The organism is Corynebacterium sp. 11A (genome assembly GCF_008930935.1).
GTDB classification, from domain to species: Bacteria; Actinomycetota; Actinomycetes; order Mycobacteriales; family Mycobacteriaceae; genus Corynebacterium; species Corynebacterium megadyptis.
Genome location: NZ_PQMR01000001.1, coordinates 494,660 through 510,361, shown reverse-complemented (window position 1 = coordinate 510,361; position 15,702 = coordinate 494,660). Strand labels below are relative to the sequence as shown.

The window sequence follows — 15,702 nt, the reverse complement described above, 5'->3', positions numbered from 1 at the left end:
CCTGTGATGAACTCTCACGTATCGAGGGTGCTGCTGTAGTAAGAAGTGGCTGGGCGAGTGCCGGAATTAGAAGAGGATCTGGCCCCAACCGAAGCCTTCGCCGAGGGTCTGGAGCCCGAGGGCGGCGTCGACGGAGAGCGCCACGAACACCACGGCCAAATAGTTATTAGAGATGATAAACAGCCGGTAGGGCTTAGAGCGATCACCCGCGGCGGTGAGCCGGTGCACGCGATGGGCTTCCATGATGAACCACACGCCCGCAGCCACGGCAGCCACGGCATAGATCCAGCCGGTCGCCGGCAAGAGCAGCAGCGTGGTCGCCACGGTGATCCAGGTGTAGACCACGATCTGCTTGGTCACCTGCGTTTCGGTGGCCACCACCGGCAGCATGGGTACGCCCGCGGCCGCATAGTCCTTCTTATACTTCATTCCCAGCGCCCAGGTGTGCGGCGGGGTCCAGAAGAAGATGATGAGGAAGAGCACAATGGCCTGCCACCACTGGGCGTTATCGAGGTTCGGGATGCTATCGGTGATCACGGCCCAGCCCACGAGCACGGGCATACAGCCGGCAGCGCCGCCCCAGACCACGTTCATCGGTGTCCGACGCTTCAGCCATTTGGTGTAGACGAAGATATAGAAGGCGATGGTCACCATCACCAACATCGCGGCGGTCAGGGAGCCGCACAGTAGCCACAGCCAGAGGAAGCTGGCGACGGTCAGCGCCCATGCGAAGACGGCGGCGTTGCGGGTAGAGACGCTCGATTTCACCAGCGGCCTCGTGGAGGTTCGGGCCATCACCTGATCGATATCGGCATCAGCCACCATGTTGAACGTATTGGCGGCAGCCGCTCCCATCCAGCCACCGATGAGAGTGAGCAGGATGAGGACGAGGTCGATGGAGCCGCGATCGGCTTGGAGCATCGCGGGGAAAGTAGCCACGAGGAGAAGCTCGATCACTCTGGGCTTCGTCAGCGCAAAATAAGCCTTGATCGTCTCCAAGAAATCGCCTTCCCACAGGTGTACATCGCTCGTCGCTGGTTATTGCTGTCTGGTGCTCGCCGCGCGGCCCGTGCACAACGCACAGGACGGTGGCATCGGTGCGTCTACTCTCAGTTCGCTGCATGAAAAATTCCGCAGTCCATCTCGAGAGTAGTCGGTGGCCGGGGCAAAAAAGTTCCCACACGCCGCCTCCCCGTGGTTCGGGAACCCAACGCGCATCCCTGATGCGGACTCGAATTCCGTACCCCGTTTATATGGGGCGGGCCGCTACCGAATAAGTGTGCCGCACCCCACACCACGGGCCGCGGCGGCGGCCACGACAGCCACCAAGGGCCTAATCCTAGCGTGCGCCAGCGTCGAAGGTGAATCACCGCCACACCTTCCCACCCAGTGAGAGGGTGGGATCGACTTAATCCGTGGGGTGTGAGAAACACCGCTACCGCGTGTGGGTGCGAGGGCGCTGCACCCACTAGACTGGTGAACGATTGTGCGTGGCCCCGTCGCGCACTGCCGCGGCCACCGCCCCTGCCCCACCCCAACGCGGGTGGGCCTCACAGTTTCGGTGGACGCGAACATACGACCAGCACTGATAAGAAGGATGATTGAAGCAGTGGCCCTTTCCCCTGAGCTGAAGGAATTCACCACCCGGAACTACCCGGAGACGTGGACTGAGTTGGACACTCGCGCCGTGGATACCGCGCGCGTCCTCGCCGCCGACGCCGTCCAGAACTGCGGCTCCGGCCACCCCGGCACCGCCATGAGCCTGGCCCCGCTGGCTTATACCCTGTACCACCGCGTCATGAACGTCGCGCCGCACGATCCCACGTGGGCTGGCCGTGACCGCTTCGTGCTCTCCTGCGGCCACTCCTCGCTGACCCAGTACATCCAGCTCTATCTCGCGGGCTTCGGCCTCGAGCTGGACGATCTCAAGGCGCTGCGCACTTGGGGATCGCTCACCCCGGGACACCCCGAGTACGGCCACACCGATGGTGTGGAAATCACCACCGGCCCGCTGGGCCAGGGCCTCGCTTCTTCTGTGGGTATGGCCATGGCCGCCCGCCGTGAGCGTGGTCTCTTCGACCCCGAGGCCGCCCCCGGCGAGTCCCCCTTCGATCACTTCATCTATGTCATCGCCTCCGATGGCGATGTGCAGGAGGGCGTGACCGCCGAGGCGTGCTCCCTGGCCGGCACCCAAAAGCTGGGTAACCTCATCGTGTTCTGGGACGATAACGGCATCTCCATCGAGGACGACACCACCATCGCCTTCACCGAGGACGTCGCCCAGCGCTATGAGGCCTACGGCTGGCAGGTGCTCGAGGTCACCGGTGAAGATGTGGCCGCCATCGAAGAGGCAATCGCCCAGGCCAAGGCCGAGACCTCGCGCCCGACCTTTATCCGGATGCGCTCGGTGATCGCCTACCCCGCCCCGAACGCCATGAACACCGGCGCCTCCCACGGCGCTGCCCTCGGCGAGGAAGAAGTGGCCGCCATTAAGCGCGAGCTCGACTTCGACCCCGAGGCACACTTCGCCGTCGACGACGCCGTGATCGCACACACCCGCGAGGCCGTGGAGCGCGGCAAGGAGAAGGTGGCGGCGTGGACCGAGAAGTTCGATGCCTGGTCCGAGGCCAATCCCGAGAACCGCGCCCTCTTCGATCGCCTCAGGGCCTACACCCTGCCCGAGGGCTACGCCGATGAGCTGCCCACCTGGGATGCCGATGCGAAAGGCGTGGCCACCCGTAAAGCCTCCGAGGCTGTGCTGCAGGCCTTGGGTGCCACCCTGCCCGAGCTCTGGGGCGGCTCCGCCGACTTGGCTGGTTCCAATAACACCGTGATCAAGGGCGCCGATTCCTTCGGCCCGACGGAGATCACCACGGATACGTGGACCACCAGCCCCTATGGCCGCAATATGCACTTCGGCATCCGCGAGCACGCTATGGGTTCGATCATGAATGGTATCGCGTTGCATGGCGGCACCCGCCCCTACGGCGGAACCTTCCTCATCTTCTCCGACTACATGCGTCCAGCTGTGCGCCTCGCCGCCCTCATGGGTACCGATGCCTTCTATGTGTGGACCCACGATTCGATCGGCTTGGGTGAGGACGGTCCTACCCACCAGCCGGTGGAGCAGCTAGCTTCGCTGCGCGCCATCCCGAACATGTCCATGCTGCGCCCCGCGGATGCGAATGAGACCGCCGCTGCGTGGAAGGCGGCCCTGGAGTACCGCAAGGGCCCGAAGGGCTTGGCGCTAACCCGCCAGAACATCCCCGTGCTGGAGGGAACGAAGGACAAAGCTATCGAGGGCGTGGCCCGCGGCGGCTATGTGCTGGTGCGAGAGTCCGCTGAGACCCCCGACGTGATCCTCATGGCTACCGGCTCCGAGGTGCACCTGGCTGTGGAGGCCGCGCAGCGCCTAGAGGCCGAGGGCACCGCCACCCGCGTGGTCTCCATGCCCTGCATGGATTGGTTCGCCGAGCAGGATCAAGACTATATCGACGAGGTACTGCCGCCCGCAGTGACCGCCCGCGTGTCCGTGGAAGCCGGTGTGGCTATGCCCTGGTACCAGTGGCTGGGCAGCCAGGGCGAGGCCGTGTCTCTGGAACACTTCGGTGCCTCTGCCCCCTATGAGAAGCTTTTCGAGGAGTTCGGTATCACCACCGACGCCGTGGTGGCCGCCGCCAAGAAGAGCCTTTCGCGCTAACGATCCTGCTAACCATCCTCTGCCCATCGCCATACCCACCACCGGTCCGCCGCGACCGGGGTTATGGTGGTGGGCATCCACTACCCCACTAGCTCTCAAGGAGAGTGTGCAGTTTATGAGCACTATCGATGACATCTATGAGCTCGGAACCTCGACATGGCTCGATGATCTCTCACGCGATCGCCTCGACTCCGGCAACCTCGCCGAGATGATCGAATCCACCTCCATTAAGGGTGTCACCACCAATCCGGCAATCTTTGCCAAGGCCATGACCACCGGCAACGCCTATGATGAGCAGCTCAAGGAGCTCGCTAGCTCCCGCTTGGGCGCGGATGAGGCCGTCTACGCCATGGCGATCGACGATGTGCGTCGCGCCTGCGATGCCTTCGCCGAGGTCTACGAGCAGACCAAGGGCGTCGATGGACGGGTATCCATCGAGGTTGATCCCCGCATCTCTGCTGAGCGGGAGGCCACGCTGGTGCAGGCCCGCAACCTGTGGCAGCGGGTGGACCGTCCGAACCTGATGATCAAGATCCCCGCCACCGAGGAGTCTCTGCCGGCGATCAGCGATGCGCTGGCCGAGGGCATTAGCGTCAATGTCACCCTCATCTTCTCCGTGGCCCGCTACCGAGAGGTTGTTGCCGCCTATATCGAGGGCATTCAGCGCGCTGCCGAGAACGGCCACGATGTCTCCACTATTCACTCGGTGGCCTCCTTCTTCGTTTCCCGCCTCGACACCGAGGTGGATGCCCGACTGGAAAAGATCGGCTCCGAGGACGCGCTGGCACTGCGCGGCAAGGCGGGTGTAGCCAATGCTCGCCGCGCCTATGACGTGTTCCAGGAGCTCTTCGACGCCGCAGATCTGCCTGTCGGCGCCCATGTGCAGCGCCCGCTGTGGGCCTCGACTGGGGTGAAGAACCCGGACTACCCCGCGGACCTGTACGTCACCGAGCTGGTGGGCCCGCACACGGTGAACACCATGCCCGAGGCGACGATCGACGCGACCCTTGCGGCCAGCGCCAAGGGCGAGACCCTCACTGGGCACTCCGCAGAGTCGGACGAGCTGTTCAGCCAGCTCGATGCGCTCGGCGTGGACTTCGAGGATGTCTTTGACACCCTCGAGCGCGAAGGTGTGGAGAAGTTCGTCGACAGCTGGAATGACCTGCTGGAAAAGATCGACGCCCGCATCTAGCGGCCGAGCCTGCACCGCCTAGTGGAATATCTGCCCTCTAGGCGGTGTTTCCGGCTGTATGGCCCTGCAGCCTAGAATGAAGCGGCTCGCTTTCGCACCCCGAGGAGGCGGCGTCGTCAATGCTGCAGCGTGCGCGCTAGATTTGGGGTAGTGAGAACGCAGGAACGATCCACACATCAGAAGAGGACTGACATGGACTATCAGCCGCCGTCGAACCCCTTGCGGGACCCGCACGATAAGCGCCTACCGCGTATCGCCGGCCCCTCCGGCATGGTGATTTTTGGCGTCACGGGCGATCTGGCGCGCAAGAAGCTGCTGCCAGCGGTGTATGATCTCGCCCATCGCGGGCTGCTGCCGGCTGGTTTTAGCTTGGTCGGTTATGGACGTCGCGAGTGGGATAAAAAGGACTTCGAGGACTATGTCCGCACCGCCGTGAAGGACGGCGCCCGCACCTCCTTCCGCGAGAACGTGTGGGAGCGGCTCGCCGAAGGCATGGAGTTTGTCACCGGCAACCTCAACGTGGACGAAGACTTCGATAAGCTGCGCGACACGCTCGACGCCATTGATTCTTCCCGTGGCACCGCCGGTAACTGGGCCTTTTATCTCTCGGTTCCGCCGGCACACTTTACCGACGTGTGCCATCAGCTGGATCGATCCGGTCTCGCCGAGGACGAGGGTGAATCCTGGCGCCGGGTAATTATTGAAAAGCCCTTCGGCCACGATCTGGAGTCGGCTAAGGAACTCAATGAGATCGTAAACTCGGTCTTCCCCGAGAATGCTGTCTTTCGTATCGATCACTATCTCGGCAAAGAGACTGTGCAAAACATCATGGCGCTGCGCTTCGCCAATCAGCTCTTCGAGCCCTTCTGGAATGCGCAGTTTATTGATCACGTGCAGATCACCATGGCCGAGGACATCGGCCTCGGTGGGCGCGCCGGCTATTACGACGGTATTGGTGCGGCCCGCGATGTGATCCAAAACCACCTGCTGCAGTTGCTGGCTCTGGTAGCGATGGATGAGCCACGCACCATCTCCCCCGATGAACTCCAAGCGGAGAAGGTGAAAGTGCTGCGGGCGACAAAGCCGGTTTATCCCCTCGGCAAGACCACCGCCCGCGGGCAGTACACCGCCGGCTGGCAGGGCTCAAAGAAGGTGATTGGGCTGCGCGATGAGGACGGCTTTGATCCTGATTCGAATACCGAAACCTTCGCCGCTTGCACCCTCGAGATCGAAAACCGTCGGTGGGCCGGGGTGCCCTTCTATCTGCGCACGGGCAAGAGGCTCGGCCGCCGTGTCACCGAGATCGCCGTGGTATTGAAGAATGTGCCCCATAACCCCTTCGGCGATTCCACTATGGGCACCCTGGGCCCCAATGCCGTGGTGATTCGCGTGCAGCCGGACGAGGGTGTGCTCATGCGCTTCGGCTCCAAGGTGCCCGGCTCCACCATGGAGGTCAGAGACGTGAACATGGACTTCTCTTATCGCGAGGCCTTCACCGAGGAATCACCGGAGGCCTACGAGCGCCTCATCCTCGATGCGCTTCTCGACGAGGCCAGCCTCTTCCCCACCAATGAAGAAGTGGAGTTGAGCTGGACCATCCTTGATCCCATTCTGGAGTTTTGGGCGCAGCGCGGCCAGCCCGATGATTATCGCGCCGGCACGTGGGGTCCGGAATCCGCTGACACTATGATGGAACGCGACGGACGCCATTGGCGTCGCCCCTAATGCGACCACCCCGAGCTATGACGGCCCGCCCTTTATCGTCCGCTGCCCCCAACGAAGGAAAGACAAGTCTCCCGTGATCTTTTCTCTGCCCTCCACAACGTCTAGGGATATCTCTAAGGCGCTTGTCAGCATCCGCGACACCGGCTCCCAGGTGATGACCGGCCGCGTGCTCACTCTCATCATTGTTGCCTCCACCGAGGACAACACCACCGAACTCATCGAATTGGCTACCGACGCCACCCGCGAGCATCCTGCCCGCGTACTCATGTTGCTGCCCGACTCCACTGAGGGCGAGGACAACCTCAACGCGGAAATTCGCATTGGTGGCGACGCCGGCGCCTCCGAGATCGTGGTCATGCGTGTGCGCGGCGAATTGGCCTCGCACATTGATTCGCTGGTCACTCCCTTGCTGCTGCCGGATACCCCGATCGTGGCTTGGTGGCCCTCTCGGGCGCCGGAGATTCCGGCGGAAGATCCCATCGGCAAGATCGCGCAGCGGCGTATCACCGATTCCTTCTTTGATCCCCGCGAGGACGCCATTTGCGTCCGCCGCAGCAACTATGCCCCCGGCGATTCCGATCTGGCGTGGTCGCGGCTGACTACCTGGCGCGGTGTGGTGGCCTCGGCACTGGATCGCCCGCCGCATCACGAAATCGTAGGCGTGGAGATCACCGGCCCGCAGGAGTCCCCCTCCGTGGAGCTCGCCGGGGGTTGGCTGGCTGATCGTTTGGGGCTCACTGTGGCGCGCCACTCCGTGGCCTTTGCCCGCCTCGCCTCGCCGGTGTTCACGCTGGTATTGCACCGCAAGGATGCCGAGCCGGTCGTGGTCGAGGCCGTGGATCGGCGCACCATGCGTGTCTCGGTGCCCGGCTCGACCGATGCCTTGGTGGCGGCGTCGCGGCGCAGTATCGCGGATTGTCTCGCCGAGGAGCTGCGTCACCTCGACCCCGATCGCGCCTATGGTCAGGCGCTACGCGGAATCTCGCGGGTCCACCCCGCCGATGAGCCGGCGGCTACCGCCGGGGCGAGCACAACCGCCACGGACTAACCCCTACCTTTCGCAAGGAGTACGCACCATGGAATCTATTGTGGCCATCCGTGAATTCGACAGCAAAGAGGACGTGTGCGCGGGCGCCGCCCGCGACATCGCCGATATCATCGCCGAGGCCATCGCGGAACGCGGCGAGGCGCATGTGGTGCTCACCGGCGGCTCGGTGGGTATCGGCACCCTCGCGGCCTTGCGTGAGTGCAGCGTGGACTGGCAGAAGGTGCACGTGTATTTCGGCGATGAGCGCGCGGTACCGGTCGATGATCCGGAGTCCAATGAAGGCCAGGCCCGCGCGGCGCTATTAGATCATGTGGACATCCCCGAAGCGCACATTCACGGCTATGGTTTGGGTGAGAACAGCTTGGAGGATGCTTCCCGTGACTACGCAGCGACGCTGCCGGAGCTGATCGATCTCCACCTGCTGGGCATGGGACATGAGGGGCACATCAACTCCCTCTTCCCGCATGCCGCCGAGACTCTCGCCAGCGAGGGCTCGGTTATGGCCGTGAGGGATTCCCCGAAGCCGCCCGCCGAGCGCGTCACCCTTACTCTGCCGCGGGTACAGTCCTGCCGCTATGTGTGGCTCTTGGTGTCTGGGGAGGAAAAGGCCGAGGCGGTCTCTCATGTGGTGCACGGCGGCGATCCTGCCGAATGGCCGGCCTGCGGGGCGCGCGGCAAGGTAGAAACAGCCCTGTATGTGTCTACCGATGCCCTGAGCCAGAGCGAGGTATAGCGACCAAGCCACGGCTCTAGCCGCTAATGGCCCGAGCTCCGCGGGCTACATCACAACAGCAGAAAGGCCGCGCCACCGATAACAGGTGGCGCGGCGTTTTCTCTCCCGCACGTCGTGCGCGCGGGCTGGCGCTAGCTAGGAGGCGTAGGCCTGCAGCAGGTTCAGACCGACAATGCAGCCGATCCACACCAAGGCGGTGAGGATGGTGAGACGGTCGAGGTTCTTTTCAACGACGGTCGAACCGGAAAGATTCGACTGCATGCCGCCACCGAAAAGGCTGGACAGTCCGCCACCCTTGCCCTTGTGCAAAAGAATGAACAGGGTCATCAGAAGTGCGGAAACAACCAGCACAATTTGGAGTGCGAGAACCATGTGTCTCCTCTGGATTAGGCAGTTAAGACGTGGGCAGCCGACGCCGGTGGCGCACCGCCCGATGAACGATCCTTAAGCATACACCAACGCCGCCTACGGCTGGTAGACGGCGCAAGGTGTGTGCCGCGTGGGCTTTAGGACACGGCCTGAGCGGCGTTAGCGGCCAGCTTGGCGAACTCTTCGCCGTCTAGGGAGGCGCCACCGACGAGGCCGCCGTCCACGTCGGCTTGGGAGACGATCTCGGCGATGGAATCCACCTTCACGGAACCACCGTAGAGGATGCGCATACCGGCGGCAATGTCCTCATCGGCCAGCTCGGCGACGGCGGAGCGAATGGCGGCGCAAACTTCTTGGGCGTCGGCCGGGGAAGCTACCTTGCCGGTGCCGATAGCCCAGACGGGCTCATAGGCGATGACGGTCTTGGAGAGCTCCTCCTTGTCCAGACCAGCCAGGGAGGCCTTGGTCTGCTCGACCACGAAGGAGACGTGCTCGCCGGACTCGCGGACCTCGAGCTGCTCGCCGACGCAGACAATGGGGCTGATGCCGTTCTTCAGAGCGGCCTTCGCCTTGGCGGCGACGATCTCGTCGGTCTCGTGGTGGTACTCGCGACGCTCGGAGTGGCCCACTACGGCCCAGGAGCAGCCCAGCTTGGCGAGCATGCTGCCAGCGACCTCGCCGGTGTAGGCGCCGGAGTCGTGCTGAGAGACGTCCTGGGCGCCGTAGCTGATCTGCAGCTTGTCGCCCTCGATGAGGGTCTGCACGCTACGCAGGTCGGTGAAGGGAACGGTGAGGGCGACGTCGACAGTCTCGTAGTACTCCTTCGGCAGGGCGAAGGCGAGCTTCTGTACGACGGCGGTGGCCTCGAGGTGGTTGATGTTCATCTTCCAGTTGCCGGCGATGAGCGGGGTGCGGGTAGCCATAAAGTGTTCGTTGTCCTCTCAAAAGGTGATGGGTATCGGGGGAATGCCCCCTGCCGCCTCAGGCCGGTGCGGAGCACGGTCGCGTGCCGCAGACCTGAGGCGGGTGATAGTGGTGGGTTTTAGGCGAGCACAGCCACGCCGGGCAGTTCCTTGCCCTCGAGGAACTCGAGGGAGGCGCCGCCGCCGGTGGAAATGTGGGAGAAGCCGTCCTCATCCAAGCCAAGCACACGGACGGAGGCTGCGGAGTCGCCGCCGCCGACAACGGTGAAGCTGTCGTTGTTTTGGGTGGCGTTGATGATGGCCTGGGCAACACCCTTGGTGCCGGCGGAGAAGGCCTCGAACTCGAACACGCCCATGGGGCCGTTCCAGAACACGGTCTTGGAGGACTCGATGACCTCGGCGAAGTGCTTGACGCTCTCCGGTCCGATGTCCAGGCTCATCCAGCCTTCGGGGATGGAGTCGAGATCCACAACCTTGCTCTCAGCGTCCTTGTTGAACTCGGAGGCGGCAATGAGGTCCACGGGGAGCACGATCTTATCGCCGTACTTCTCCAGCAGCTCCTTGCAGGTGTCGATCATTTCTTCTTGGAGCAGGGACTGCTGGACGTTGTGGCCCTGTGCGGCGAGGAAGGTGTAGCACATGCCGCCACCGATGATCAGCTTGTCCGCCTTGGAGGACAGTGCCTCGATCACGCCGAGCTTATCGGAGACCTTCGAACCACCGAGCACCACCATGTATGGGTGGGCGGGATCCTCGGCAACGCCCTGGAGCACGGATACTTCCTTCTCCACCAGGGAGCCGGCGTAGTGCGGCAGACGCTTGGCCACATCATAAACGGAGGTCTGGGCGCGGTGGACCACACCGAAGCCATCGGAGACGAAAGCGCCATCCGGGACCAGAGCCACGAGCTGGTCGGCGAATTCGCCGCGCTCGGCCTCGTCCTTGGAGGTCTCGCGCGGGTCGAAGCGCACGTTCTCCAGCAGCAGCACATCGCCCTCGTTCAGGCCATTAGCGCGCTCGTGGGCATCCTCGCCCACAACGTCGCCGGCCAGAGCCACGTACTGGCCCAGTTCCTCGCTCAGGGCCTCGGCGACGGGCTTGAGAGAGAACTTCGGGTTGACCTCGCCCTTGGGACGGCCGAGGTGGGCCATAACGACGACCTTCGCGCCGGCCTCGGTGAGGGCCTTGAGGGTGGGCAGGGAGGCCTTGATGCGGCCCGGATCGGTGATCTCCTGGTTCTCGTTCAGCGGCACGTTAAAGTCCGAGCGAACGAGGACGTAGCGGCCGTCCACGCCGTCATTGATCAAATCCTGAATGTTCTTCAAAGCCATCTCGGCTGAGCTCCTTAAAAATGTGTCAACACAGTGTGTCTCTTGGGGCGGCACTCCCCCAGCGCGCGGCTGCGAGATGGTGCCGTGGATATTCACTTATTCGCTAGTCAAGCCTAGTGAAACCAAACGCGGCCCGTCGGTGGTGTGCCGCGAGGCACACCCCGGGGCCGCGAGGTAGGGTCTACGCCGAGCCGCGTCTCACGACGGGGAGGCAGCGAAGGCGTAGAGAGAGCCGAGGCTCTTAGAGGCGCTCACCAACGTACTCGGTCAGGGAGACGAGCTGGTTGGAGTAACCCCACTCGTTGTCGTACCAGGAGACAACCTTGACCTGGTCGCCGATGACCTTGGTCAGACCGGAGTCGAAGATGGAGGCGTGAGCGTCGGTAACGATGTCGGTGGACACCAGCGGCTCATCGTCGGAGTAAGCCAGGATGCCCTTGAGCTCGCCCTCGGCAGCTTCCTTCATGGCAGCGTTGACAGCCTCGACGGAGACCTCGCTCTTAGCGGTGAAGGTGAGGTCGGTGGCGGAGCCGGTGATCACGGGCACGCGCAGTGCGTAGCCGTCCAGCTTGCCCTTGAGCTCCGGAAGAACCAGAGCCACAGCCTTGGCGGCACCGGTGGAGGTGGGGACGATGTTCTGAGCGGCAGCGCGGGCGCGACGCAGATCCTTGTGGGGAGCGTCGTGCAGGCGCTGGTCACCGGTGTAAGCGTGCACGGTGGTCATGAGGCCGCGCTCGATACCGAACTTCTCGTCCAGCACCTTTGCCATCGGGGCGAGGCAGTTGGTGGTGCAGGAAGCGTTGGAGATGACGTGGTGGTTCTCCGGGTCGTAGTCGGTGTGGTTCACGCCCACGACGAAGGTAGCATCTTCGTTCTTCGCCGGAGCGGAGATGATGACCTTCTTGGCGCCAGCCTCGATGTGAGCCTTGGCAGCGTTAGCGTCGGTGAAGAAACCGGTGGACTCGATAACGATGTCCACGCCGAGCTCGCCCCACTTCAGGTTCTTCGGGTCGCGCTCTGCGGTCACAACCATGCGGTGGCCATCAACGGTGATGGACTCATCGTCGTAGGACACCTCCTTGTCCAGACGGCCAAGGATGGAGTCATACTTCAGCAGAGTGGAGAGAGTCTTATTGTCGGTGAGGTCGTTGAAAGCGACGACCTCGATGTCGGCGCCGCGCGACTGAATAGCGCGGAAGAAGTTACGGCCAATGCGGCCGAAGCCATTGATACCAACACGAATGGTCACGAAAGATCTCCTTGAAGATTGGGGATGTTGTCTCCGAATGAAGCCACCCACAGGGGCTAGTCCCCTACTCACTGAGACGGTTGTGGTTTCCCACACTCACCTTTGCCAGCGGGCCGGTCGGCTCATCCGGTGTCGCTTACTTACTCTACCGACGTAGCGACGTTTATGCAGTGGCGGATCCCCACTTTTTCGCTTATCGACGCCCATTCATGCCCGCATCCACTCCCAAAAACCAATAAAACAAAAAGGTTTCTCTGCCCGCTTATGCGATTGCTACCTTCCGACGTCCGATTTCCCACCGCATGCGCCCCTCATCACCCCCGAATGTGAAAATCCTTCCGCGCAGTGGGGGCGATTGCTACGCCCGACTCCACCTTCGCGAAAGGATAGTGGGATTACTCACAGTTACTGTGGCGGTGGATGGATAACACGGGGAAAGCGCCCCAGCAGCCACAGGAACATCACGCACCACAGGAGGATGCTAGATATCGTCGAGGTTCTCTTCTACCACGGCCGCACTGGTGGGCGGCACCCCGATCTCGGCGGCCTTCTTATCGGCCATCGTCAGTAGCCGGCGGATACGCCCAGCCACCGCATCCTTGGTCATGGGCGGATCGGCCAAGCGTCCCAGTTCCTCGAGAGATTCCTGACGATGCTTGATGCGTAGTGTACCGGCTTCGACGAGGTGCTCGGGTACATCGTCGCCGAGGATCTCCATCGCCCGCTCCACCTTGGCGGCCGCAGCCACAGCTGCCCGCACCGAGCGGCGGAGGTTGGCATCGTCGAAGTTGGCAAGCCGATTGGCAGAGGCCTGGTCTTCGCGCTTGATACGCTCTTCATCCCACTGCAGCCGCGTGAGATGGGCACCGAGGCGGGCGAGCAGCACGCCGATATCGGTGCCGTCTTTGACCACCACCTTCACTACCCCGCGGGTTTCCTTGGCCTTGGCGTTCACGTTCAGCCGTCGTGCCCCACCCACCAGCGCGGAGGCAGCCAAGGTGCAGGGGGCAGCTATCTCGAGCGCGGTCGAGCGGGCAGGATCTGCCAGCTGACCAGAGGCGAGGAACGCGCCGCGCAGCGCCGCCTCGATCTCCACCACGGTGCCGGAAACGATATTAGGTGGCAGCCCCACCACGAGATGTCCCGAGCGGGTTACCAGACCCAGCCGGCGAATGATATCGGTGGCGCCTTGCTCGAGGTGCAGCACATAGCGTCCATCCCGAGAGCTCGAGCTAGGACCGGGGGTGGTGATGCTCGGGGTGGCGTCGAAAAGCTCGCGGAAGAAGGTCTCGGCGCGGGTGGCGATAGACTCGGTATCTACCTCGACGTCGATGACCGGCTGGTTCTGAGCGATGCTGATCTCTCCGCCGTAGCGGATGAGAGCGGCCAGTTCCGCCGCGCGGGCCTGAGGCCGGGTGCAACGGGCAACGGCGAGTTCTTCTTTGACACGCGCGGTGAGCGAGGCCATGATCCTCCCTGTGTTCTATGCGGTGGTGGTGCGTCTAGCGCTGGGCGTAGGCGTGCGCGAGAGCCGTGGCGAGGCGCTGTGGATCGTGGGTATCAAGGTACCTGCCGGCCTCATCGCGGCCACGCACGGGGGCAAACTCGATCTCCGCGGAAAGCTTCTGTGCGGCTCGGATGAGATAGTTTTTCTCGTTGTGGGTGAAGGGGGTATCGGCGTCGATGATGATGCGATCCACCTGCAGCCGCGGGGCGTGCTGGGAGAGCATGTGAATGTGCCGCTCGATGGAAAAACCAGCCGTTTCTCCCGGCTCCGAGGTCAGATTAAGCACCACTACGCGTTGCGCCTTCGTCTCCGCGATGGCGTCCACGATTCCGGGCACGAGCAGGTGCGGAATCACGCTGGAAAACCACGAGCCTGGACCCAAGGTAACGATATCGGCACTCAGAATAGCCTCCCGGGCGTGCTCGCTCACCTTTGGAGCCTCCGGGATCACGCGCACGCGCCGCACCGTGCCGGGGGTGGTAGCCACAGCCACCTGGCCGCGCACGGGGTGCATGATGCGTGGATCATCGTCCAGGCCCGCCACGTCAGCTTCGATATCGAGGGGCTCTTCCACCATGGGCAACACCCGCCCAGAGCAGCCCACGAGCTGCGCCACCGTGTCTAGGGCGGCCACCGGCGACTCGAGGATTTCCCCTAGCCCTGCCAGCAGCAGGTTGCCCACGGCGTGGCCAGCGAGTGCGCCATTGCCGCCGAATCGGTGCTGCAGCAGCTCCTCCCAGAGCTGGCCGTGCTCGGTACGGGCCGATAGCGCCGCCAGCGCCATACGGAGATCCCCAGGCGGCACTTGGTTGAGCTCCTTGCGGATGCGTCCCGAGGAGCCCCCATCATCAGCCACGGTGACCACGGCGTTGACGGAGTCGGTGGCCAACAGCCGAGCAGCACGAAGGGTCTGGAAGAGGCCGTGGCCCCCGCCGAGGCTGGTAATCACAGCAGGTTGGGAAGACATAGTGGTGTATAACTCGTTTCTTCAATGACGAGAAATGACGTATAAGGACAGCAAGCTAGCCGCTGTTAGTTGCGGCTGAAGTGACGGTGCGCGACCGAAACATCCACATCGCTGAAGTTGTTCCGGATTCGGCGCGCCAATTCCTCCGCTACTGCCACGCTGCGGTGGTGCCCGCCGGTGCAGCCCACTGCCACCGAAATGAAGTTCTTCCCCTCGCGGCGATAGCCGGTGGTCATCGGGGTGAGCATGTCCAAAAAGGCGGTGATGAACTCCTCTGCTCCGGGCTGGGAGAGCACATAGTCGGAGACGGCCTGGTCGGTGCCGCGGAAGGGGCGCAGCTCCGGCACCCAATAGGGGTTGGGCAAAAAGCGCACATCCAGCACGATGTCGGCATCCGCGGGGGCGCCATGCTTGAAGCCGAAGGATTGCACGGTAACGTGCTGGCGGCGGCGTTCTAGGGTGGCGAAGCTCGATTCAATGGAGCGGCGCAGATCGTGCACGGACATCTCGGAGGTGTCAATCACCACATCGGCTTGTTCCTTCACCGCTGAGAGCATCTCGCGTTCGCGCTCAATGCCGGTTTGTAGCGTGCCGGAGCCTTGCAAGGGATGGGTGCGGCGAACCGAGTCGAAGCGGCGAATGAGCACATCATCGCGGGATTCCATGAACAAGACGGTGGGATTATTGCCGCGCTCGTTCAGCTCCGCGATGGTTTGATCGAGGCCGCCTTTGAACTCGCGGGAACGTACGTCGGTGACCACAGCGAACTTCGACACCGGCGAGCCCTCGCGCAGGCAAAGATCCACAAACTCCAGCACCATCGCTGCCGGCAGATTCTGCGCCACGTGATAGCCCAGGTCTTCCAGCACGCGGGCCGCGGTATTCAGCCCTGCACCGGACATGCCGGTGATGAGAACGGGCTTCGACTCCAACGACTGTTCTGCATCCTTGTGCACGG

13 protein-coding genes are annotated in these 15,702 nt (G+C 63.2%); 5 read left to right on the top strand and 8 right to left on the bottom strand.

Annotated elements, in window-relative coordinates:
* Window positions 1-66 precede the first annotated feature (66 nt).
* Window positions 67-999, bottom strand: coding sequence for a heme o synthase (locus GBB18_RS02205; protein WP_151548613.1), 933 nt, complete (start codon window positions 997-999; stop codon window positions 67-69).
* 610 nt (window positions 1,000-1,609) lie between these two features.
* Here GBB18_RS02205 and tkt point away from each other — a divergent pair.
* The 5 genes from tkt to pgl all read left to right on the top strand — a co-directional run bounded on the left by tkt (window position 1,610) and on the right by pgl (window position 8,398).
* Window positions 1,610-3,700, top strand: coding sequence for a transketolase (tkt, locus tag GBB18_RS02200; protein ID WP_192795889.1), 2,091 nt, complete (start codon window positions 1,610-1,612; stop codon window positions 3,698-3,700).
* Between the two features lie 115 nt (window positions 3,701-3,815).
* Window positions 3,816-4,892, top strand: a complete 1,077-nt coding sequence (gene tal / locus GBB18_RS02195) for a transaldolase (RefSeq protein ID WP_151640608.1) — start codon at window positions 3,816-3,818, stop codon at window positions 4,890-4,892.
* 192 nt (window positions 4,893-5,084) lie between these two features.
* Entirely contained in the window at window positions 5,085-6,617 is a 1,533-nt protein-coding gene (zwf, locus tag GBB18_RS02190; RefSeq protein ID WP_151548615.1) for a glucose-6-phosphate dehydrogenase, read from the top strand.
* A gap of 73 nt (window positions 6,618-6,690) precedes the next feature.
* On the top strand, window positions 6,691-7,665 hold the full coding sequence (locus tag GBB18_RS02185; protein WP_151640607.1) for a glucose-6-phosphate dehydrogenase assembly protein OpcA: 975 nt from the start codon (window positions 6,691-6,693) through the stop codon (window positions 7,663-7,665).
* A gap of 28 nt (window positions 7,666-7,693) precedes the next feature.
* The gene (pgl, locus tag GBB18_RS02180; protein ID WP_151640606.1) at window positions 7,694-8,398 is read left to right on the top strand and encodes a 6-phosphogluconolactonase; all 705 of its coding nucleotides are present in this window, start codon (window positions 7,694-7,696) and stop codon (window positions 8,396-8,398) included.
* Window positions 8,399-8,533: 135 nt separating this feature from the next.
* Here the strand turns inward: pgl and secG are convergent, their stop codons facing one another.
* The 7 genes from secG to rapZ form a co-directional block, all read right to left on the bottom strand.
* Window positions 8,534-8,770, bottom strand: a complete 237-nt coding sequence (gene secG / locus GBB18_RS02175; RefSeq protein WP_018019764.1) for a preprotein translocase subunit SecG — start codon at window positions 8,768-8,770, stop codon at window positions 8,534-8,536.
* Window positions 8,771-8,904: 134 nt separating this feature from the next.
* Window positions 8,905-9,690: a triose-phosphate isomerase gene (gene tpiA / locus GBB18_RS02170; protein ID WP_151640605.1), complete on the bottom strand. Its 786-nt coding sequence runs from the start codon at window positions 9,688-9,690 to the stop codon at window positions 8,905-8,907.
* Between the two features lie 119 nt (window positions 9,691-9,809).
* The gene (gene pgk / locus GBB18_RS02165; RefSeq protein ID WP_151548619.1) at window positions 9,810-11,021 is read right to left on the bottom strand and encodes a phosphoglycerate kinase; all 1,212 of its coding nucleotides are present in this window, start codon (window positions 11,019-11,021) and stop codon (window positions 9,810-9,812) included.
* A 241-nt stretch (window positions 11,022-11,262) separates the two neighbouring features.
* Window positions 11,263-12,270: a type I glyceraldehyde-3-phosphate dehydrogenase gene (gap, locus tag GBB18_RS02160; RefSeq protein ID WP_151640604.1), complete on the bottom strand. Its 1,008-nt coding sequence runs from the start codon at window positions 12,268-12,270 to the stop codon at window positions 11,263-11,265.
* 481 nt (window positions 12,271-12,751) lie between these two features.
* The gene (whiA, locus tag GBB18_RS02155; protein ID WP_151640603.1) at window positions 12,752-13,738 is read right to left on the bottom strand and encodes a DNA-binding protein WhiA; all 987 of its coding nucleotides are present in this window, start codon (window positions 13,736-13,738) and stop codon (window positions 12,752-12,754) included.
* Window positions 13,739-13,772: 34 nt separating this feature from the next.
* On the bottom strand, window positions 13,773-14,744 hold the full coding sequence (gene yvcK, locus GBB18_RS02150) for a uridine diphosphate-N-acetylglucosamine-binding protein YvcK (protein WP_151640602.1): 972 nt from the start codon (window positions 14,742-14,744) through the stop codon (window positions 13,773-13,775).
* Between the two features lie 65 nt (window positions 14,745-14,809).
* Window positions 14,810-15,676 carry an RNase adapter RapZ gene (rapZ, locus tag GBB18_RS02145; RefSeq protein WP_192795888.1) on the bottom strand — a complete coding sequence of 289 codons (867 nt, stop codon included), beginning with the start codon at window positions 15,674-15,676 and terminating at the stop codon, window positions 14,810-14,812.
* Between the last annotated feature and the right edge of the window lie 26 nt (window positions 15,677-15,702).